Source organism: Aliiroseovarius sp., assembly GCF_030148435.1.
Classification (GTDB): Bacteria; Pseudomonadota; Alphaproteobacteria; order Rhodobacterales; family Rhodobacteraceae; genus JASBTN01.
In genome coordinates, this window is the sequence record NZ_JASBTN010000052.1 from 1 (window position 1) to 20,210 (window position 20,210).

Sequence of the window (20,210 nt, forward strand, 5' to 3'; positions counted from 1 at the left end):
CAGTTCAAAGGCGTAAGCTACCGTCCCCGCTTCTTCGCCTATCTGAGCTTCTTCACCTTCGCCATGCTGATGCTGGTGACGGCAGACAACCTGCTTCAGATGTTCTTCGGCTGGGAAGGCGTCGGTGTCGCCTCCTACCTGCTGATCGGCTTCTACTACAAGAAACCCTCGGCCAATGCCGCGGCGATCAAGGCCTTCGTGGTCAACCGTGTCGGCGACTTCGGTTTTGCCCTGGGCATCTTCGGCCTGTTCTGGCTGACCGGCTCGATCCGCTTTGACGAGATCTTCGCCGCCGCGCCGATGCTGGCCGAGACCGACCTGACCTTCCTGTGGCGCGACTGGAACGCGGCCAACCTGATTGCCTTCCTGCTCTTCGTGGGCGCGATGGGCAAGTCGGCGCAGCTGTTCCTGCACACCTGGCTGCCGGACGCGATGGAAGGCCCGACCCCGGTGTCGGCGCTGATCCACGCGGCAACCATGGTGACTGCGGGTGTCTTTCTTGTCAGCCGCATGTCGCCGCTGATGGAATACGCTCCGCAGGCGACGGCCTTCATCACCTATGTCGGTGCTGCGACGGCCTTTGTCGCGGCGACAATCGGCCTGGTGCAGAACGACATCAAACGGGTGATCGCCTATTCGACCATGTCCCAGCTGGGCTACATGTTCGTCGCCGCCGGTGTCGGCGTCTATTCGGTCGCCATGTTCCACCTGTTCACCCACGCCTTCTTCAAGGCGATGCTCTTCCTTGGCGCCGGTTCGGTGATCCACGGCATGCATCACGAGCAGGACATGCGCAACTACGGCAACCTGCGCAAGAAGCTGCCCCATACGTTCTGGGCGATGATGATCGGTACACTGGCCATCACCGGTGTCGGCATCCCGCTGACCACGATCGGTTTCTCCGGCTTCCTGTCTAAAGATGCGATCATCGAAAGCGCTTACGCTGGCACCCAGGGCGGGTTCGCCTTCTGGGCGCTGGTCATCGCGGCGCTGTTCACCAGCTTTTACAGCTGGCGCCTGATGTTCCTGACCTTTTACGGTGAGGCACGTGGCGACAAGCACACCCACGAGCACGCCCATGAAAGCCCGACCGTCATGACGGTCCCGCTGGGCGTGCTGGCCCTGGGCGCGGTGTTCGCCGGTATGATCTGGTACGGTTCGTTCTTCGGAGATGAGGAGCAGATCAACGGCTTCTTCGGGATGGAGGCACATGCCGAAGCCGTCGAGGATGGTGACACCCCCGCCGCGGCCGAGGAGAACGCCACCGCCCCGGTCGGCGCGATCTACATGAGCCCGGACAACACCGTGATCGACGACGCACACCATGCCCCGAAATGGGTCAAGGTGAGCCCCTTCGTCGCGATGGTGCTGGGGTTTGTCACCGCCTTCTGGTTCTACATCGTGAACCCGAGCCTGCCGAAACGTCTGGCCGACACGCTGCCGCATGTCTACCAGTTCCTGCTGAACAAGTGGTACTTTGACGAGATCTACGACTTCCTGTTCGTCAAGCCGGCCTTCAAGATCGGTCAGTTCCTGTGGAGACGCGGGGATGGCAAGACGATTGACGGCTTCCTGAACGGCGTGGCCATGGGCATTGTGCCCTGGGTCACACGCCTCGCGGGCCGGGCGCAGTCGGGCTACGTCTTTACCTACGCCTTCGCGATGGTCCTCGGGATCGTTGCTCTCATCTCCCTCATGACCCTCTTCGGGGGCGCGAACTAATGAACAACCTGCTTTCAATCATCACGTTCCTGCCGCTGGTTGCGGCTGTTGTCCTGGCGCTGTTCCTTCGCGGAGACGATGCGGCAGCCCAGAGAAACGCGAAATGGGTGGCGCTGGCGGCGACGTCGGCGACCTTCCTCTTCTCGCTCCTGATCCTGACCGGGTTCGACCCGGCCAACACCGGCTTCCAGTATGTCGAAGAGGGCGACTGGATCCTGGGGCTGAAGTACAAGATGGGGGTCGACGGGATTTCGGTCCTGTTCGTGCTGCTGACCACCTTTATGATGCCGATCACCATTGCGGCCTCCTGGGGGGTCACGTCGCGGGTCAAGGAATACATGATCGCCTTCCTGCTGCTTGAAACGCTCATTCTGGGTGTGTTCATGGCGCTGGACCTGGTGCTGTTCTACCTGTTCTTCGAGGCAGGGCTGATCCCGATGTTCCTGATCATCGGCATCTGGGGCGGCAAGGATCGCATCTACGCCTCGTTCAAGTTCTTCCTCTACACTTTCCTGGGCTCGGTGCTGATGCTGGTTGCGATGATCTACATGTTCGTCGAGTCGGGCACCACGGACATCCCGACCCTGCTGAGCCACAACTTCGGGTCCGAGACCTTCAGCCTGCTTGGCATTCAGGTCGTGGGCGGGGCGCAGACGCTGCTGTTCCTGGCGTTCTTCGCCAGCTTCGCGGTGAAACTGCCGATGTGGCCGGTGCACACCTGGCTGCCGGATGCCCACGTTCAGGCACCGACTGCGGGCTCGGTCGTGCTGGCCGCGATCCTGTTGAAGCTGGGCGGCTACGGCTTCCTTCGGTTCTCGTTGCCGATGTTCCCGATCGGCACCGAGGTTCTGGCCACTTTTGTCCTGTGGCTGTCGGTCATCGCCATTGTCTACACCTCGCTGGTCGCTCTTGTGCAGGAGGACATGAAAAAGCTGATTGCCTACAGTTCGGTCGCCCACATGGGGTATGTCACCGCCGGTATCTTCGCCCTGAACCAGCAGGGTCTGGACGGGGCGATCTTCCAGATGCTGTCGCACGGCTTCATCTCGGGGGCGCTCTTTCTCTGTGTCGGCGTGATCTATGACCGGATGCACACCCGCGACATCGACGCCTATGGCGGTCTGGTGAACCGGATGCCATCCTATGCGCTGATCTTCATGTTCTTCACCATGGCGAACGTCGGCCTGCCGGGCACCTCTGGCTTCATCGGTGAATTCCTGACCCTGGTCGGCATGTTCAAGGCCAACACCTGGATTGCCCTGGTGGCGACGTCCGGGGTGATCTTTTCGGCCGCCTATGCGCTCTATCTCTATCGCCGCGTGGTATTCGGGGATCTGATCAAGGAAAGCCTGAAGACGATCAACGAGCTGACCACCCGCGAGAAGGCGATCTTCGCCCCGCTGGTGGTCATGACCCTGCTGCTGGGTGTCTACCCGGCGCTTGTCACCGACATCATTGGCCCCTCGGTCGAGGCGCTTCTGAACAACTATCACGCCGCCATCCCCGCAGCCGACGCTGCGGATGTGGCCATGTCTTCGCATTAAGGGGGGCGTATGATGAGCTCTGACATTCAAATCGTCCTGCCCGAGATCCTGCTCTCGGTCTATGCGATGGCCGCGCTGATCGGTGCCGTCTATACCGGCAAGGACCGGCTGGCGGCGCCTCTGACCTGGCTGACCGCGTTGGTCATGGCCCTGCTGGCGGTGATGATCGCCGGCGGAGAGGGCGCCCGCGAAGGGTTCAACGGCATGGTGGTCGACGACGCCTATGCGCGGTTTGCCAAGGTGGCGATCCTGCTGTCGGCCGGTGCCGTCCTGGTGGTCGGCACGGAGGCCATGGCGCGTCGCGGCCTTCTGAAATTCGAATACCCGATCCTGATCGCCCTGTCAGTCGTGGGCATGATGGTCATGGTCTCGGCCGGGGATCTGATCGCGCTCTACATGGGTCTGGAACTGCAGTCGCTGGCGCTTTACGTCGTCGCGTCGCTGAACCGCGACAGCGTGAAATCGACCGAAGCGGGCATGAAATACTTCGTGTTGGGCGCGCTGAGCTCGGGCCTGATGCTTTACGGCGCCTCGCTGGTCTACGGGTATTCCGGCACCACCCTGTTTGGCGGCATCATCGGGGCGGCGAATGACGGCCATGTGGGCATGGGCCTGCTGATCGGCCTGACCTTCGTGCTGTCCGGCATGGCCTTCAAGGTCTCGGCAGTGCCCTTCCACATGTGGACGCCGGATGTCTACGAAGGGGCGCCGACCCCGGTCACGGCCTTCTTCGCCACCGCGCCAAAACTGGCGGCGATGGGCCTGTTTGCCCGCGTCATGTTCGACGCCTTCGGCAACGCCGTGGCCGACTGGCAGCAGATCGTTGCCTTCCTGGCGCTCCTGTCGATGTTCCTGGGCGCGATTGCCGCGATCGGTCAGACCAACATCAAGCGCCTGATGGCCTATTCGTCGATCTCCCACATGGGTTTTGCCCTGCTGGGCCTGGCCGCCGGGACCGAATTCGGCGTGCAGGCGATGCTGATCTACATGGCGATCTACCTGACCATGAACATAGGCACCTTCGCCTTCATCCTGTCGATGGAGCGGGACGGCAAGCCGGTCACGGACATTGCCAGCATGAAGCTCTATTCGCGCGCGGAACCGATGAAGGCCGCCGCCATGCTGATCCTGATGTTCAGCCTTGCCGGTGTGCCGCCGATGGTCGGCTTCTTCGGAAAATACGCCGTGCTGAACGCCGCCGTTCAGTCGGGACTGACCTGGCTGGCCGTGGCCGGTGTGATCGCTTCGGTGATCGGGGCCTTCTATTACCTGCGCATCGTGTTCTTCATGTATTTCGGGGACGAGGGCGAGGGCGTGCAGACGCCGATGGCACCCGCCGCCTGGGCTGCGCTGATGGGCTCGGCCGCGATCATGGTGCTGGGGGCGATCAACCTCTTTGGCATCGAAGGAGCGGCAGCCGCCGCCGCCGCCGCCCTTGTCAACTGAGTGGCCGGCCGATTGGCCCGTGGGCACTGGCCGGCGTGTGCTGGCCAGTGTCGAAAGCACCAATGCGGAAGCGGCGCGAATCGCGCCCACGCTGATTGGGCCGGAATGGATCCTGGCCCATGAACAGACCGCAGGCCGTGGCCGCCGTGGCCGCGCCTGGGTGGGCCCACCCGGAAATTTCATGGCCACGCTGGTCATGCGCCCCACCGAGCCGCCCGCCCAGGTGGCCCTGCGCAGCTTCGTGGCCTCGCTGGCGCTGTTCGACGCTTTCGTCGCTGCCACCGGCCGGGCCCAGAGCTTTGCGCTGAAATGGCCCAATGACGTCTTGATGAATGGCGGCAAGGTCGCCGGTATTCTGCTGGAAAGCGCAGGCAGCGGTGGGGGCGTCAGCCATATCGCCATTGGTATCGGCGTGAACCTGGTGGCCGCCCCGCCGCGTGATCAGGTCGAACCCGGTGCCGTCACCCCGGTCAGCCTGATGGACGAAACCGGCGCGCGGGTCACGCCCGAGGAGTTCCTCTGCCTGCTCGCCCCCGCCTATGCGCGGTGGGAGCAGAGTTTCACCACCTACGGGTTCGCCCCGATCCGCGAGGCCTGGCTGGCGCGCGCCGCCAGGTTGGGCGAGACAATTACCGCGCGCGCCGGTACGACAGAGACCCAGGGCGTGTTCGAAACTGTGGACGAAGAGGGCAACCTTGTTCTATCCACCCCCAAGGGCCGCCAGGTGATCCCGGCGGCGGATATTTTCTTCTGAGCGGGGGGCGACCATGCTTCTGGCCATCGATTGCGGCAACACCAATACCGTCTTCTCGATCTGGGATGGCGAGAAATTCCTGTGCACCCTGCGTACCTCGACCCATCACGCGCGCACGGCTGATGCCTATTTCACCTGGTTCTCGACCCTGATCCAGCATTACGGGATCGAACTGGACATCACCGATGTGATCATCTCGACCACGGTGCCGCGCGTGGTGTTCAACCTGCGCGTCTTTGCCGACCGGTTCTTCGGTTGCCGCCCGATCGTCGTGGGCAAGCCCGAATGCCTTTTGCCGCATGCGCCCAAGGTGGACAGTGGCACCATCGTGGGCCCGGACCGGCTGGTGAACACCGCAGGGGCCTTCGACCGCCATGGCGGCAACCTGATCGTTGTCGATTTCGGCACCGCGACTACCTTCGATGTGGTCTCGAAGGACGGCAGCTACATCGGCGGGGTGATCGCGCCGGGGGTTAACCTGTCGCTCGAAGCCCTGCACATGGCCGCCGCTGCGTTGCCCCATGTCGACATCTCCAAGCCGCAGAACGTGATCGGTACCAATACCGTTACCTGCATGCAGTCCGGTGTATTCTGGGGCTATGTCGGCCTGGTGCGTGAGATCAGCGCGCGGATCAAGGAAGAACGCGCCCGACCGATGAAGGTCGTTGCCACCGGCGGGCTGGCCCCTCTGTTCGATCAGACCGCCGACCTTTTTGACGCTTTTGAAGAGGACCTGACCATGCATGGTCTGGTCGTCATACACAATTACAACAAGGAGCACGGCCCCGCATGAGCGCCGAACGCCTGATTTATCTCCCCCTCGGCGGTGCCGGGGAAATTGGCATGAATGCCTATGTCTATGGCTGGGGGGCACCGGGCAAGGAACGGCTGATCCTCGTCGATCTGGGCGTGACCTTCCCGGACATGGATACCACGCCCGGCGTGAACCTGATCATGCCGGACGTGACCTGGTTGGAAAAAAACGCCGACCGGCTCGAAGCGATCTTCGTCACCCATGCCCACGAGGACCACGTGGGCGCCGTGGGGCGTTTGCATTCCAAGCTTCAGGCGCCGATCTATGCGCGGCCCTTCACCCGCTACCATGCGCAGCGCAAGATGGAAGAGGCGGGGCAGGATCCCGATCAGGTCATCGCCGCGCAGGTCTTCCCGGAGGTGATCAATGCGGGGCCTTTCAAGGTCTCGTTCCTGCCGCTCAGCCACTCGATCCCCGAAAGCGCGGGTCTGGTGATCGACACGCCCGCCGGGCGTCTGGTGCACACCGGCGACTTCAAGCTGGATGAAAACCCGGTGCTGGGCGACAGGTTCGACGAGGCACTGTGGCGCGAGGTCGCCAGCCCCCGCATCAAGGCGCTGATCTGTGATTCCACCAACGTGTTCAGCCCCCATGCGGGCCGCTCGGAAAGCGAGGTCGGCCCGGAACTGGTCAAGCTGATCGAGGGGGCCGACCGCATGGTGGTCGCGACCACCTTTGCCTCCAACGTGGCGCGGGTGAAACAGCTGGCCGAGGCGGGCAAGGCCGCAGGGCGGTCCGTCTGCCTGCTGGGCCGCGCCATGCGTCGCATGATTCAGGCCGGGGTGGATACCGGTGTGCTGGCAGACTTCCCCACCACCGTGACCGCCGAGGACGCCCGCGACATCCCTCGCGAAAGCCTGATGCTGATCGTCACCGGCAGCCAGGGTGAACGGCGCGCGGCGTCGGCGCAGCTGGCGCGGGGCAAATACCTGGGCCTGACCATGGCCGAGGGCGACATGTTCCTGTTCAGCTCGAAGACCATTCCGGGCAACGAACGCGGCGTGATCCGCATCATGAACGCGTTTTCCGAAATGGGCGTGGACGTGGTGGCGGAAAACGACCGCTACCACGTGTCGGGCCATGCCAACCGCCCGGACCTTGAGCGTGTGCACCAGATCCTGAACCCGGAAATCGTCATCCCCATGCATGGCGAACACCGCCACTTGCGCGAACATGTCCGCATCGCCGAAGCTGGAGGGCGGTCGTCTATGGTGGTCGTGAACGGGGCGATGTGTGACCTGACCGGGGTCAAGCCGCATGTCGTGGAACATGTCGAGGCGGATCGCGTCTATCTGGACGGCGACATCCTGATCGGGGCGCTCGATGGGGTGGTGCGCGACCGCATCCGCCTGGCGCTGAATGGCCATGTGATCGTCAATGTGATCCTGGACGGCGACGAGCCGCTGGGCGACCCCTGGGTCGAGGCCTCGGGCCTGCCCGAAACCGGCAGTTCCCGCGCAGCTCTGGTCGAGGTTCTGGAGGAAGACCTGGGCCAGTTCCTGATGCGCGCCCGTGGCAAGACCCTGCGCGACGACGACAAGTTGGAAGACGAGCTGAAGAAGATCGCGCGCAAAACCGCCAATGACGAGATCGGCCGAAAGCCGGAAGTGACCGTGGTGGTCAGCCGGCTCGAGTGACCCGGGGCCCAGGCCGGCCAGCGTGTGCATCTGTTCGCGGGTCCGCGTCAGGCCGGCCGAGAGCGGACCGGGGCGCACCCTGCCCGGGGCGTCCGTCAGGCGGAGGGAATGCCGCAGGGGTCAGCCCTGCGGCCCGGTGAACCGGTTGAACTCACCCCTGCCATGGCGCGAATTTCTTCGGCGTTGGTCGGGGCACGTTGGTCGGGGAACTGCGCCGCTTGTCACGGCCCGTCACCAGCAGGCCGTGTCCCTTTTGCCTTAACCTGAAGTGTTTCAAGACTGGGCCGGGCAACAGTTCGATCCCGAAGCCCTCATGATTTCAAAGGGTTCAGAGCGATTCGCCCCTATGCCTATGCTGTGCCACAGCAAAGGACGAAACGCCGTGGGCTTGCATCAATCGCGTTGTGATATTACCCGGCGCGCCGTTCGTCGAAACTTTTGGCGATGAAATCGGGCACGTGATCGCCCATGCCCGGGACGCTGGGGCCGCCCTGTTTTCCGCCGCGCCCACGTTGGGCACCGCGACCACGGTTCGACTGCGGCTTGGGCTCCGGCTGGCGGGTTTCCTTGGGTTTGGCCTCGGGGAGGGGGGGCTCGGATTTGGCCTCTTGCGGCGCAGCCTCCTGAACCTTGGCAGGCTTGGCCTTGACCGGCTTGTCTTCGGTATTGCGGGTCCGGCCACGGGCACGCGCGGGCTTCTCTTCACCGACCCCTTCGGGCTTGCTGCGCTTGCGCTCGGCGGGTTTGACCGGATTCTCGCCGCGCGGAATTTCCGTTTCGATCAGGCGTTCGACCGCATCCAGGTTCTTTTCGTCACGCGGCTCGCAGATCATTACCGCCTTGCCCTCGCGGCCCGCGCGGCCGGTGCGGCCAATGCGGTGCACATAGTCCTCGGCATGGCCGGGCACGTCGAAGTTGAACACGTGGGACACGTTCGGAATGTCCAGACCACGCGCGGCCACGTCGGAGGCGCAGAGGAAACGAATGGTGCCATCACGGAAGCCCTGCAGCACCTCCATGCGCCTGGACTGATCCAGATCGCCGTGGATCGGCTCGGCGTTGTAGCCGTATTTCTTCAGGGATTTTGCGGTGATATCCACATCCGTCTTGCGGTTGCAGAAGATGATCGCGTTGGTGCAGGCCTCGCCCTCGCGGTCGATTACGCCGCGCAGAACCGTTCGTTTTTCCGATGCGGCGCGATCCCGACGCGAGGGTTTGAACATCACCAGTTCCTGGATGATCGTCTCGGACGTGGTGGCCTGCCGGGCCACTTCGATACGTTCCGGGTTCGACAGGAAAGTGTTGGTGATCCGCTCGATCTCGGGCGCCATGGTGGCCGAGAAGAACAGGGTCTGGCGGGTAAACGGGGTCAGACCGAAGATCTTTTCGATATCCGGGATGAAGCCCATGTCCAGCATGCGGTCGGCCTCGTCCACCACCATGACCTTCACGTCGGACAGGATCAGCTTGCCCCGTTCGAAATGGTCCAGAAGGCGGCCGGGCGTGGCGATCAGCACATCGACGCCCTTGTCGATCAGTTGGTCCTGTTCCTTGAACGAGACACCGCCGATCAGGAGCGCCTTGGTCAGTTTGACATGTTTGGCGTAGGTGTCGAAGTTTTCGGCCACCTGGGCGGCCAGTTCACGGGTGGGGCACAGCACCAGCGAACGCGGCATACGCGCCCGGGCGCGGCCGCGGGCCAGCATGGAGATCATCGGCAGGGTGAACCCGGCGGTCTTGCCGGTGCCGGTCTGGGCAATGCCCAGCACGTCGCGGCCTTCCAATGCGGGCGGGATGGCGCCGGCCTGGATCGGAGTCGGGGTTTCATAGCCGGTTTCTTCAACGGCTTTCAGGACTTTGGGGCTGAGCTTCAGGTCAGAGAATTTGGTCATTATGATCCGTAGGTTACGGACCGTTTTTGGCCCGTGCATCTGAGAAGGGAGGGCCCGTATGGCCGTGGCGCGGCAGCTGCGCCCCTTCAGGTGCCCGATGGGTATCGAAAAATGCCGGGCGGGTCAATGACATGGCCGGAAATGCCTCTGCGCATTGGAGGCAACGGCCGTTTGGCCGAGGAATGTGGCTCAGATACCGCAGCCGGGATGAAGTTCCGGGCGAAAACCTGCCGCCAGCACGGGGAGGGTGGGGCAGGGCACATTCCTGCTCATGCCCCGTGCATTTCCTTCGTTGCCGACAGGGTCAGCTCGGGCATGTCGCGTTCGATCCGGTCGATGTCCCATTGCAGCCGGGTCATGTAGACCACGTCGCCGTCATGGTCGTGGGCGATGTGCTGCTTGTTGGTATTGACGAACCTGTCGACCTCGGGTTTCGGCCCCGTGACCCAGCGGGCGGAGGTGAACTGCGTTGCCTCAAAGCGCACGGGCAGCCCGTATTCCAGCTCGATCCGGCTGGCCAGAACCTCGAACTGCAGGGCGCCGACGACGCCGACGATGAAACCCGAGCCGAGGTTCGGTTTGAACACCTTGGCCGCGCCTTCCTCGGCGAACTGCATCAAAGCCTTTTCCAGGTGTTTGGCCTTCATCGGGTCGCCTGCACGACAGGCCTGCAACAGCTCCGGCGCGAAGCTCGGAATGCCGGTCACGCGCAGCGCCTCGCCCTCTGTCAGCGTGTCGCCAATGCGCAGCTGGCCGTGGTTCGGAATGCCGATGATGTCGCCCGCCCAGGCCTCTTCCGCCAGTTCGCGATCCGAGGCCAGGAACAGTACCGGGTTGGACACGGCCATCGGTTTTTTGGTGCGCACATGGGTCAGTTTCATGCCGCGCTTGAAATGGCCGCTGGCCAGACGCACGAAGGCCACCCGGTCGCGGTGTTTCGGGTCCATGTTGGCCTGAACCTTGAAAACGAAGCCCGCGACCTTCTTTTCCTCCGGCGCAACCTCGCGTGGCTGGGCGGACTGCGGTTGCGGTTCCGGACCATAACTGGCGATGCCCTGCATCAGCTCCTGCACCCCGAAGGAGTTGATTGCCGAGCCGAACCAGATCGGGGTCATATGCCCTTCCAGCACCGCCTGCGGATCGAGCCTGGGCAACAGTTCGCGCGCCATCTCGACCTCTTCCAGGAACTGGTCCAGCAGGTGCGCGGGCACATGCTTGGCCAGGTTCGGGTCGTCCAGGCCGTTGATTTCTATGCTCTCCGCCACGACATTCCGGTCGGCGCGGTCCATCAGCTCCAGCCGGTCGTTCAGCAGGTCATAGCAGCCCATGAACTCGCGGCCCGTGCCGATCGGCCAGGAGGCCGGGGTCACGTCGATCGCCAGGTTCTCCTGGATCTCGTCGATGATCTCGAAGGTTTCGCGGCTTTCGCGGTCCATCTTGTTGCAGAAGGTCAGGATTGGCAGGTCACGCAACCGGCAGACCTCGAACAGCTTCCGGGTCTGGCTTTCCACCCCCTTGGCCCCGTCGATCACCATCACCGCCGCGTCCACCGCCGTCAGCGTGCGAGAGGTGTCCTCCGAGAAATCCGAGTGGCCGGGCGTATCGACAAGGTTGAAGCGGAACTGCCCGAAGTCGAAGGACATGGCCGAGGCCGAGACCGAGATCCCCCGATCCTTCTCCATCTGCATGAAATCCGACCGTGTGCGCCGCGCCTCGCCCTTGGCGCGCACCTGACCGGCCATCTGGATCGCACCACCATAGAGCAGGAACTTTTCCGTCAGCGTCGTCTTGCCCGCATCCGGGTGCGAAATGATGGCAAAGGTGCGCCGCCGGGCAATCTCGGCGGGCAGGTCAGGGCGGTTCGGGTGGGCAATATCCAACATGGGCGCCATATAGCGCCCCGCGGAAGACCCCGCAACGCTCTGCCTTTTATCTTGCCAAAAATATCCTGGGGAGTTTGAGGGGCAACGCCCCTCATTCAACCCAATCAAGCGTCGCGCAGCGACACCGCCTGGTTGCGCTTACCGCGCGACCGAAGCCCGGCGCAGCCGATCGACGGTGTCCTTCGCCGCCACATCCACTTCGCGCAGTTCGCACGCGCCCAGGCTGGCCTTGGTGTCCGCGCGCAGCCGGCGGCTCACCTCGTCGGGCAGGGCGGGGCGGGTGGCGCCGTCGACGAACAGGCTTTCCGAGGCGATGCCCTCGGCATAGATGACCTCGTGTTTGTCGAACAGCAGCTGGTAATACTCGACAAAGCCACCCTCGGATTGCACCACACTGGTGCCATTGACCAGAAGGCGCGCCTTGACCAGCACCTCCTTCTTGCCCGCGCCCATGGCGTCTATCCGCTGGTAGATGAACAGCCGGTGGTTCGGGCTAAGGATCAGGTCTCGCTGGTTGTTAAGCGCCCCGGCTTTGATGCGGATCGGGGCGAAGGCACCGCTGGCGCGGACGGTCTGGTGGCCAATCCAGCGCAGCTCCTGCGGGCCGGAATCCCGGGTCAGCACCCGGTCGCCCGGTTGCAGCGCCTCGATTGCCACCTGACGCCCGTCAGCCATGGTGATATGGGTGCCCTGTGCGAAAGAGACACAGGCGCTTTCCGCCAGTTTCTCGCGGGCATGTTCCGTGTCCACCGTGACCAGCGTATAGCCGCTTTTGGGCGCCAGCGGTGTCAGCGGGTGCAGGTAGACCTGCGCGATCGCCCCCTCCGGGTCGACCTCGACCAGAAGCAATGCTTCGTCATGGCTGCCGTTCGGTCCCATGAATGTGACAAGGCTGTCCAGAAACAGCCGCGCGCCGGGCCGGCCCAACGCGCTGCCGGCGCCGATCATGAACGCGCCGGTCGCCTCATCCGTGCTCACGGCGAGACGGCGGCTGGGGGCGTCCGGGGCCAGCTGATAGACGTCTTCCATGACCAGCTCCGACGCATCGGAGATCGGATCGCCTTCGTTGACCCCATGTCTCACGCGAAAGGCTTCGGCCGGGTAGACCACCAGCGATTGCACCGGCACGGGGGGCGAGATTTCAAGAAATGACATGGCTGTACCCAAATTCAGTCAGAATCCCGGCTGCCAGCCCGGCCCCGCCCCCACGGAGATCCGGACAAAACCCTTCCAACCGGCATTTCAAAAATAGGCCACCGGTCCCGTTCCGGTCAATGAAACCGCGCCGACAAGGCCACGATTTCAAGCGAAGAATCGGTTGACTGTTTCCCGTTTGCGTTGAAATGCCCGGACGATCCGGGTTTGTTTACAAGTTATGTGATTGCGGGGCTTGCGGGGGGGCGAGTCCTGCGGTTGGGTTAACTGTCATTGACCGGGGATTCGCCCACACAGGAATGAGGAGACCGACCATGGATCTGGGACTGAAGGGAAAACGGGCGCTGGTTTGTGCCTCGTCCAAGGGGCTGGGGCTGGGCTGTGCCCGGGCGCTGGCCGAAGCGGGCGTCGATCTGGTGATGAATGCCCGCGGGGCGGAGGCGCTGGAGGCCTCTGCCGCGGCGATCCGCAAGGAATTTGGAGTCGATGTGGTCGCCGTGGCGGCCGATGTGACTTCGGAAGAGGGGCGCGCGAAGGTGCTCGAAGCGGCCCGGGGTGTCGATATCCTGGTCAACAACGCGGGCGGGCCGCCGCCGGGCCTGTGGACCGATTGGGAGCGGGACGATTTCATCGCGGCCCTGGACGCGAACATGCTGACGCCGATTGCGCTGATCAAGGCGCTGGTGCCCACCATGATGGAGCGTGGATGGGGCCGGGTGGTCAACATCACCAGCCAGGCGGTGAAGGCGCCGATTCCGGTGCTGGGCCTGTCCAATTCGGCCCGCGCGGGGCTGACCGGCTACGTCGCCGGCACCGCGCGCCAGATTGCCGGCTCGGGGGTGACGATCAACAACCTGCTGCCGGGCATTCATGCCACCGACCGGGCGGTGTCCCTGGACACGGGCGTCAGCAAGGCGCAGGGCATTTCGATGGAGGAGGCCCGGGCGGCGCGCGAGGCCACCATTCCCGCCGGGCGCTATGGCACGATCGAGGAATTCGGCGCCACCTGCGCCTTCCTCTGCTCGCAACATGCGGGCTTCATCGTCGGGCAGAATATCCTGCTGGACGGCGGCGGAGTGAATTCGACGCTGTAAGCCCCGCTGGCCGGGCCTCGCCGGTCCGGCGCTCATCCCTGGCATGGCCCCGTCCGGTCTGAGGTGTGCGGTATCCCTCATCGCCGTGGCGGGCCGGGGTGGCCGGGGAAGGCGAAATTTCACTCCACCGTATCCACCCGCCGGGGCGGGGCCAGCGCAAACCCGTCGCCCTTGACCCGCACCGCCCAGTCGCGCGGGGGCTCCTGCCGGTGACGCAACCGGGCCAGGCGCCAGGCCTCGCGCTCGGGATCATGATCCGGCACCATCTGCCAGCGGCTTTCCACGCCCTGGGCGGCACCTTCCGGGGTCAGGATCAGCCCCAGCGCCTCCCCCCCGCCAGTCTCGGCGGCCAGCTGCATGCGCCTGACCGGGGTCAGGCCGGGCGGGCCGGGCAGGTCGCCCACAACCAGCGGCACCACGCCGGCGCGCAGCACCTCTTCGAGCACCCACAGAATGTCCTCGGCCCGGTTGGCATTGACGAAACTGACCCGCCCGGGGTCCAGAAAACGCACCATGCCGGGGCCGTGTGGCCGCCCCTGCGCCCAGTCGGGCAGCACCCAGAAAACCGGCCCGGTCATGCCGCCCGCGACCATCATCGCCAGGGTCTGGCGCGCGGGGCCGACCAGTTCATGCACGCGGCCACGGGCCAGGTGCAGCCCGCCCAGGAAAGCCTGGTCGGGCGCCGCGCGATGCGACCGGCGGGTGAGGGGTGGGTGATGCATGCTCTCATTCTACAATGTTCCTGATATGTTCTCAATCCGAAATCACCTTGCCACGCCTGCGACAATCGGCACACTGCCCCCAACACGAGGAGACACGCGCATGAAAATGAACACGCTTGCCGGCGGCGCCCTGGAGGTCAGCGCGCTGAGCCTGGGCTCGATGACCTGGGGGTCGACCACCACGCCCGCCGAGGGCCACGCCCAGATCGACATGGCGCTGGACCACGAGGTCAATTTTGTCGACACGGCCGAGATGTACCCGGTGAACCCGATCAGCGCCGATACGGTGGGGCGCACGGAAAGCCTCATCGGGGACTGGCTGGCGCGGACCGGGCGGCGCGGAGAGGTTGTGATCGCCACCAAGGTCTCGGGCAACAATCCCGGCTGGGTGCGCGGGGGGCGGGGCTATGACGGGGCAACCATTCGTGAGGCGGTGGATGCGTCCCTGAAACGTCTCAGGACGGATTTTATTGATATTTATCAGACACATTGGCCAAATCGTGGCAGCTACATGTTCCGCCAGAACTGGACCTATGACCCATCGAAACAGGACCGCGAAGAGACCGAGGCACACATGCATGATGTGCTCGACGCAATGGCGGATGTGGTCAAGGCGGGCAAGGTGCGCCATTTCGGCCTGTCCAACGAAAGCGCCTGGGGCACGTCCGAATGGCTGCGGCTGGCCCGCGAGAAGGGCGCGCCCGCGGTGGTGTCGGTCCAGAACGAATACTCGCTGCTCTGTCGTCTTGCCGATACCGACCTGGCCGAGCTGTGCGTGAACGAAGGTGTTGGTCTGCTTTCCTTTTCTCCGCTTGCCGCCGGGCTTCTGACCGGCAAGTACCAGCACGGGCACCTGCCCGAAGGCAGCCGCAAGACCATTCATCCCGAGCTGGGGGGGCGTGTCACCGATCAGGTCTTTCCGGCGGTCACGGCCTATCTGGACATCGCCGAACGTAACGGGCTGGATCCGGTCCACATGGCGCTGGCGTTTTGCGTGTCGCGGCCCTTCATGAGCTCGACCATCTTCGGCGCCTCCACGCTGGCGCAGCTGGAGCGCATCCTGGCCGGGCAGGATCTGATCCTGAGCGATGAGGTGATGTCCGAGATCGACCACGCCCACCGGGCCCATGCGATGCCGTATTGAGGCGAAGTTTAAAGACATTAACGCCGAAACAGGGGCGGGTTTAACAGGTTTAACGCCCCAAACCGGGCCGGTTTAAGACCGTTAAAGCCCCCTCTGCCGCCGCCTGAGCGCGCTGACCGACATCCCGTGCGCCAGTTTGAAGGCCCGGGCAAAGGCGGCCTGGGATCCGAACCCGGTGGCCAGAGAAATCTGCGCCACCGGTTGCGACGTGTCCAGCGCCAGCCGCCGCGCTTCCGCCAGACGAAGGTTCAGGAAGAACGCGCCGGGGGTGGTCCCAAGCGCCGTGCGGAACCGCGTCTCCAGCGTGCGGGGGGACAGGCCGACCATGGCGGCGATGCGGGCGGTGCCGGGGGGCTCGTCCAGATGCGCCTCCATGAGGCGGATCGCCTCGGCCACCTTCGGGGCGCGGGCGCGCAGGCGGGCGGGCGAGGCGAGGCTCTGCGGGGCGTCGCTCCCGTGTACCGGGTCATAGATGAAGGCCGAAGCCACACGCATCGCCAGCGCCTCGCCATGGCGGGCGCGCAACAGGTGCAGCATCATGTCCAGCGCCGGTGAGGCCCCGCCGGTCGTCACCACCCGCCCGTCGATCACGTAGCGGTCGCGCAGCACCTCGACCTCGGAAAACCGCTGGGCAAAGGCCTCCAGATCCTCCCAGTGGGTGGTGGCCTTGTGCCCATCGAGCAGCCCCGCGCGGGCCAGCACCCAGGGGCCGCCATCCACGCCCGCCACCGTGCGCACCCGTCCGGAGACCCGGCGTACCGCGGCCAGAAGCGGCGGAGTGCTTTGTTCTTCAAGGAAAAAGCCCGCCACGACAAATAGCGCGTCCAGTTCCGGCGCCTCTGCAAGCGCGGGCCCCGGCACCGGAATGCCCGAGGTCAGGCTGACCGGATCCCCTGCCGGTGTCATCAGCCGCCAGCGGAACAGCTCGCGATCGGCCCGCCGATTCGCCGCCCGCATCGGATCCAGCACCGCCGCCAGGGACAGGGTGTTGCACTGGTCAAGAACCAGCACGCCGATGGTCAGCGGCGCGGGGTCGGGCATGAAGATATTTGCGCTTTTCATCAATTGATCAGCGTAAATCGCAAAGCAGCCCCAGTCCAGCACGGGTTTCATGGGGTCAAGCGAGAGGAGAGACACCATGCCCCTGACCATGAACCGAGAGGTTTTCATCACCGCCGCCGTGACCGGATCGGGCGGAACCCAGGACCGCAGCCCGCACGTGCCGCGCAGCCCGGAACAGATCGCCAATGCCGCCATCGACGCTGCCCGCGCAGGCGCCGCAGTGGTGCATTGCCACGTGCGAGACCCCGACACCGGGGCACCGAGCCGCCGGCTGGAGCTTTACCGCGAGCTGACAGAGCGGGTGCGCGAAAGCGACGTGGACGTGGTCCTGAACCTGACCGCCGGAATGGGGGGCGACATCGTCTTCGGCTCGCCCGAAAGCCCGTTCCCGGTGAACCCGGACGCCACCGACATGATCGGCGCGGCCGAGCGGGTCCAGCACGTGGCCGAATGCCTGCCGGAGATCTGTACGCTGGACTGCGGCACGATGAATTTCGCCGAGGCCGATTACGTCATGACCAACACGCCCGGCATGCTGGAGGCGATGGGCCGCATGATGACCAAGCTGGGGGTGAAGCCGGAAATCGAAGCCTTTGACACCGGCCACCTGTGGCACGCGAAAACCCTTGTGGAACAAGGGGCTCTGGACAGCCCGGCGCTGGTGCAGCTCTGCATGGGCGTGCCCTGGGGCGCGCCTGATGACCTGAACACCTTCATGGCGATGGTGAACAACGTGCCGTCGGACTGGACCTTCTCGGCCTTCGCGCTGGGACGCAACCAGATGGCCTATGCCGCGGCGGCCGTGCTGGCAGGCGGCAACGTACGGGTGGGTCTGGAAGACAACCTGTGGCTCGAAAAGGGCGTGCTGGCGACCAATGCGCAGCTGGTTGAACGGGCTGCCACTGTCGTCACCAACATGGGCGCGCGGGTGATCGGCCCGGCCGAGGTGCGCGAGAAACTGGGTCTGCTCAAGCGTGATCCGAATTTCTGAAATGGCGTCTCGCGCCGGGCCGGAAGTCCGTGACCGGCGCGAACCCGTCCGAAAAGACCTTGCGTGGGCAGGCCCTGACCTGACACGCCTCGTGGAGATAAGTGTATGAAAACGGCAGCAATCATTGGCGGTGGGGTGATCGGCGGCGGCTGGGCCGCGCGGTTCCTTCTGATGGGATGGGACGTGCGGGTGTTCGACCCGGACCCGGAGGCGGAACGCAAGATCGGCGAGGTGCTGGACAACGCCCGCCGCTCGCTGCCCGGCCTGTCGGATGTCTCGATGCCCGCCGAGGGTCGCCTGAGTTTCCACGACGATCTGGCCGAGGCCGTTGCGGGCGCCACCTGGGTGCAGGAAAGCGTACCGGAGCGGCTGGAGCTGAAGCAGAAAGTCTATGCCAGCCTGATGGAGGCCGTGGGCGAGGACGCGATCATCGGGAGCTCCACCTCGGGCTTCAAACCGTCGGAGTTGCAGGCGGGGCTGAGCCGCCCCGGCCAGGTTCTGGTCGCGCACCCGTTCAATCCGGTCTACCTGCTGCCTGTGGTGGAGGTGGTGCCTACACAGGCGAACTCTGCCGAGATCCGCGCGCGTGCCGCAGGGATCCTGACCGAGGTCGGCATGAAACCGGTTGAGATCAAACAGGAAATCGACGCCCATGTGGCCGACCGCCTGCTCGAGGCGGTCTGGCGCGAGGCGCTGTGGCTGGTCTCGGACGGGATCGCCACCACGGAAGAGATCGACGACATCATGCGGTTTGGCTTCGGGTTGCGCTGGGCGCAGATGGGCCTGTTCGAGACCTACCGTGTCGCCGGCGGCGAAGCGGGCATGAAACATTTCATGGCGCAGTTCGGCCCGGCGCTGAAATGGCCCTGGACCAAGCTGATGGACGTGCCCGAGTTCACCGACGAACTGGTCGATCTGATCGCCGATCAGTCCGATGCGCAATCGGGCATGCACTCCATCCGCGAGTTGGAACGCATTCGCGACGACAATCTGGTCGGGATGATGCGGGCGCTGAAGGCGCGCGACTGGGGGGCGGGGGCGCTGCTCAATGAACAGGACCGGCGCCTGGGTCAGCCCGACGTGGTGATCGAGAGGCCCGTCGTGACCCTGTCCACCGCGATCCCGATCGACTGGCTCGATTACAACGGGCACATGACCGAAAGCCGTTATCTGGACGCCTTTGCGCGATCGACCGACCGGTTCATGGAGATCATCGGCTGTGACGCCGATTACATTGCCACCGGCGGCAGCTATTTCACCGCTGAAACCCACATCCGCCATATCGACGAGGCGCATCTGGGTCAGCGTATCCGGGTCGAGACCACCTGCCTTCTGGGGGAGGGCAAGAAGATGCACCTGTTCCACCAGATGTTCGAGGGCGCGCGCCTGCTGGCGACCGGCGAACATTTCCTGTTGCATGTCAGCCTGGACACCCGCCGCCCGGCGCCGCCTGCGGACCATATTGAGGCCCGTCTGGTCGAGATCGCCGAGGCCCATGCCAAACTGCCGCGCCCCGAGGGCGTCGGCCGTGCCATTGCGGTGAAGCCATGAGGGGGCTTGACAACGCCCGTGTGCTGATCACCGCCGGCGCCTCCGGTATCGGGCGCGCCATGGGCGAGGCTTTTGTCGCCGCGGGCGCGCGGGTCTGGGTCACGGATATCGACCGCGAGGCGCTGGCCGATCTGCCCAAGGGCTGGATCGGCCGCCGGGTGGATGTGACGGACGAGGCCGCCATGGCGGATTTATTCAAGGAACTCAAGGTGAAATGGGGCGGTCTTGATGTGCTCTGCGCCAATGCGGGCGTGGCCGGGCCGACCGCCCTGATCGAAGATGTCGCGCTGGAGGACTGGCGGGCCTGCGTGTCGGTGAACCTCGAAGGGGCCTTCCTGGCGGCGAAGTTCGCCGCGCCGATGATGAAGGACCGGGGCGCGGGCTCGATCGTCGTGACCTCGTCGACAGCCGGTCAATACGGCTACCCGAACCGGGCCCCCTATGCGGCGGCGAAATGGGCGGTGATCGGGCTGATGAAAACCCTGGCGATGGAGCTGGGTCCTCATGGCATTCGCGCCAATGCGATCTGTCCGGGCGCGGTGGAAGGCCCGCGCATGGAAGGCGTGCTGGCGCGTGAAGCCGCCGCCAAGGGCATGGCCCGCGACGAGGTCTATCGCGGCTATGCTTCGGGCACCTCGATGGGCTCTTTCGTCGAGGCGGCGGATATTGCCGACATGGCGGTGTTCCTGGGCTCCGATGCGGCGCGGCTGGTGTCGGGGCAGGTGATCGCGGTGGACGGGCATACGGTGAACCCGGATCCGAAGGTGTGATCCGGCTGCGTGATCCGGCGGTGTCGCTG

General features: G+C 64.7%; 16 protein-coding genes. 11 read left to right on the plus strand and 5 right to left on the minus strand.

Translation table 11 applies throughout. The features are described from left to right. From nuoL to Q1V43_RS09400, 6 genes are all read left to right on the plus strand, one after another. Window positions 1-1,722 (plus strand): NADH-quinone oxidoreductase subunit L (nuoL, locus tag Q1V43_RS09375; protein WP_300516916.1); only part of this gene is annotated, 1,722 nt, incomplete at its 5' end. After that, window positions 1,722-3,266, plus strand: a complete 1,545-nt coding sequence (locus Q1V43_RS09380) for an NADH-quinone oxidoreductase subunit M (protein ID WP_300516919.1) — start codon at window positions 1,722-1,724, stop codon at window positions 3,264-3,266. The genes nuoL and Q1V43_RS09380, both read left to right, overlap by 1 nt. Before the next feature lie 9 nt (window positions 3,267-3,275). Further along, window positions 3,276-4,712: an NADH-quinone oxidoreductase subunit NuoN gene (nuoN, locus tag Q1V43_RS09385; RefSeq protein ID WP_300516922.1), complete on the plus strand. Its 1,437-nt coding sequence runs from the start codon at window positions 3,276-3,278 to the stop codon at window positions 4,710-4,712. Between the two features lie 19 nt (window positions 4,713-4,731). Then, a complete protein-coding gene (locus tag Q1V43_RS09390; protein ID WP_300516924.1) occupies window positions 4,732-5,466 on the plus strand; it encodes a biotin--[acetyl-CoA-carboxylase] ligase in 735 nt (244 codons plus the stop codon). Window positions 5,467-5,479: 13 nt separating this feature from the next. After that, a complete protein-coding gene (locus tag Q1V43_RS09395; protein ID WP_300516926.1) occupies window positions 5,480-6,259 on the plus strand; it encodes a type III pantothenate kinase in 780 nt (259 codons plus the stop codon). After that, the gene (locus Q1V43_RS09400) at window positions 6,256-7,917 is read left to right on the plus strand and encodes a ribonuclease J (protein ID WP_300516929.1); all 1,662 of its coding nucleotides are present in this window, start codon (window positions 6,256-6,258) and stop codon (window positions 7,915-7,917) included. The genes Q1V43_RS09395 and Q1V43_RS09400 overlap by 4 nt, the downstream gene beginning before the upstream one ends. A gap of 410 nt (window positions 7,918-8,327) precedes the next feature. Here Q1V43_RS09400 and Q1V43_RS09405 read toward each other — a convergent pair whose 3' ends face one another. From Q1V43_RS09405 to Q1V43_RS09415, 3 genes are all read right to left on the minus strand, one after another. After that, entirely contained in the window at window positions 8,328-9,809 is a 1,482-nt protein-coding gene (locus Q1V43_RS09405) for a DEAD/DEAH box helicase (RefSeq protein ID WP_300516932.1), read from the minus strand. A gap of 269 nt (window positions 9,810-10,078) precedes the next feature. Further along, window positions 10,079-11,692 carry a peptide chain release factor 3 gene (locus Q1V43_RS09410; RefSeq protein ID WP_300516935.1) on the minus strand — a complete coding sequence of 538 codons (1,614 nt, stop codon included), beginning with the start codon at window positions 11,690-11,692 and terminating at the stop codon, window positions 10,079-10,081. 138 nt (window positions 11,693-11,830) lie between these two features. Next, the gene (locus Q1V43_RS09415) at window positions 11,831-12,847 is read right to left on the minus strand and encodes a Hint domain-containing protein (RefSeq protein ID WP_300516937.1); all 1,017 of its coding nucleotides are present in this window, start codon (window positions 12,845-12,847) and stop codon (window positions 11,831-11,833) included. Window positions 12,848-13,161: 314 nt separating this feature from the next. On the opposite strand from Q1V43_RS09415, the gene Q1V43_RS09420 reads away from it, so the two are divergent. Further along, window positions 13,162-13,941, plus strand: a complete 780-nt coding sequence (locus tag Q1V43_RS09420) for an SDR family oxidoreductase (protein WP_300516940.1) — start codon at window positions 13,162-13,164, stop codon at window positions 13,939-13,941. A 119-nt stretch (window positions 13,942-14,060) separates the two neighbouring features. Here Q1V43_RS09420 and Q1V43_RS09425 read toward each other — a convergent pair whose 3' ends face one another. Then, entirely contained in the window at window positions 14,061-14,663 is a 603-nt protein-coding gene (locus Q1V43_RS09425) for a hypothetical protein (RefSeq protein WP_300516944.1), read from the minus strand. Window positions 14,664-14,763: 100 nt separating this feature from the next. On the opposite strand from Q1V43_RS09425, the gene Q1V43_RS09430 reads away from it, so the two are divergent. After that, entirely contained in the window at window positions 14,764-15,807 is a 1,044-nt protein-coding gene (locus tag Q1V43_RS09430; protein ID WP_300516947.1) for an aldo/keto reductase, read from the plus strand. A gap of 81 nt (window positions 15,808-15,888) precedes the next feature. Here the strand turns inward: Q1V43_RS09430 and Q1V43_RS09435 are convergent, their stop codons facing one another. Next, window positions 15,889-16,869, minus strand: a complete 981-nt coding sequence (locus Q1V43_RS09435; protein ID WP_300516950.1) for a GlxA family transcriptional regulator — start codon at window positions 16,867-16,869, stop codon at window positions 15,889-15,891. Window positions 16,870-16,945: 76 nt separating this feature from the next. On the opposite strand from Q1V43_RS09435, the gene Q1V43_RS09440 reads away from it, so the two are divergent. The 3 genes from Q1V43_RS09440 (at window position 16,946) to Q1V43_RS09450 (ending at window position 20,181) form a co-directional block, all read left to right on the plus strand. Next, window positions 16,946-17,860 carry a 3-keto-5-aminohexanoate cleavage protein gene (locus tag Q1V43_RS09440; protein ID WP_300516952.1) on the plus strand — a complete coding sequence of 305 codons (915 nt, stop codon included), beginning with the start codon at window positions 16,946-16,948 and terminating at the stop codon, window positions 17,858-17,860. Window positions 17,861-17,965: 105 nt separating this feature from the next. Then, entirely contained in the window at window positions 17,966-19,411 is a 1,446-nt protein-coding gene (locus tag Q1V43_RS09445) for a carnitine 3-dehydrogenase (protein ID WP_300516955.1), read from the plus strand. Continuing rightward, on the plus strand, window positions 19,408-20,181 hold the full coding sequence (locus tag Q1V43_RS09450; protein WP_300516958.1) for an SDR family oxidoreductase: 774 nt from the start codon (window positions 19,408-19,410) through the stop codon (window positions 20,179-20,181). Before Q1V43_RS09445 ends, Q1V43_RS09450 begins: the two co-directional genes overlap by 4 nt. Window positions 20,182-20,210 lie beyond the last annotated feature (29 nt).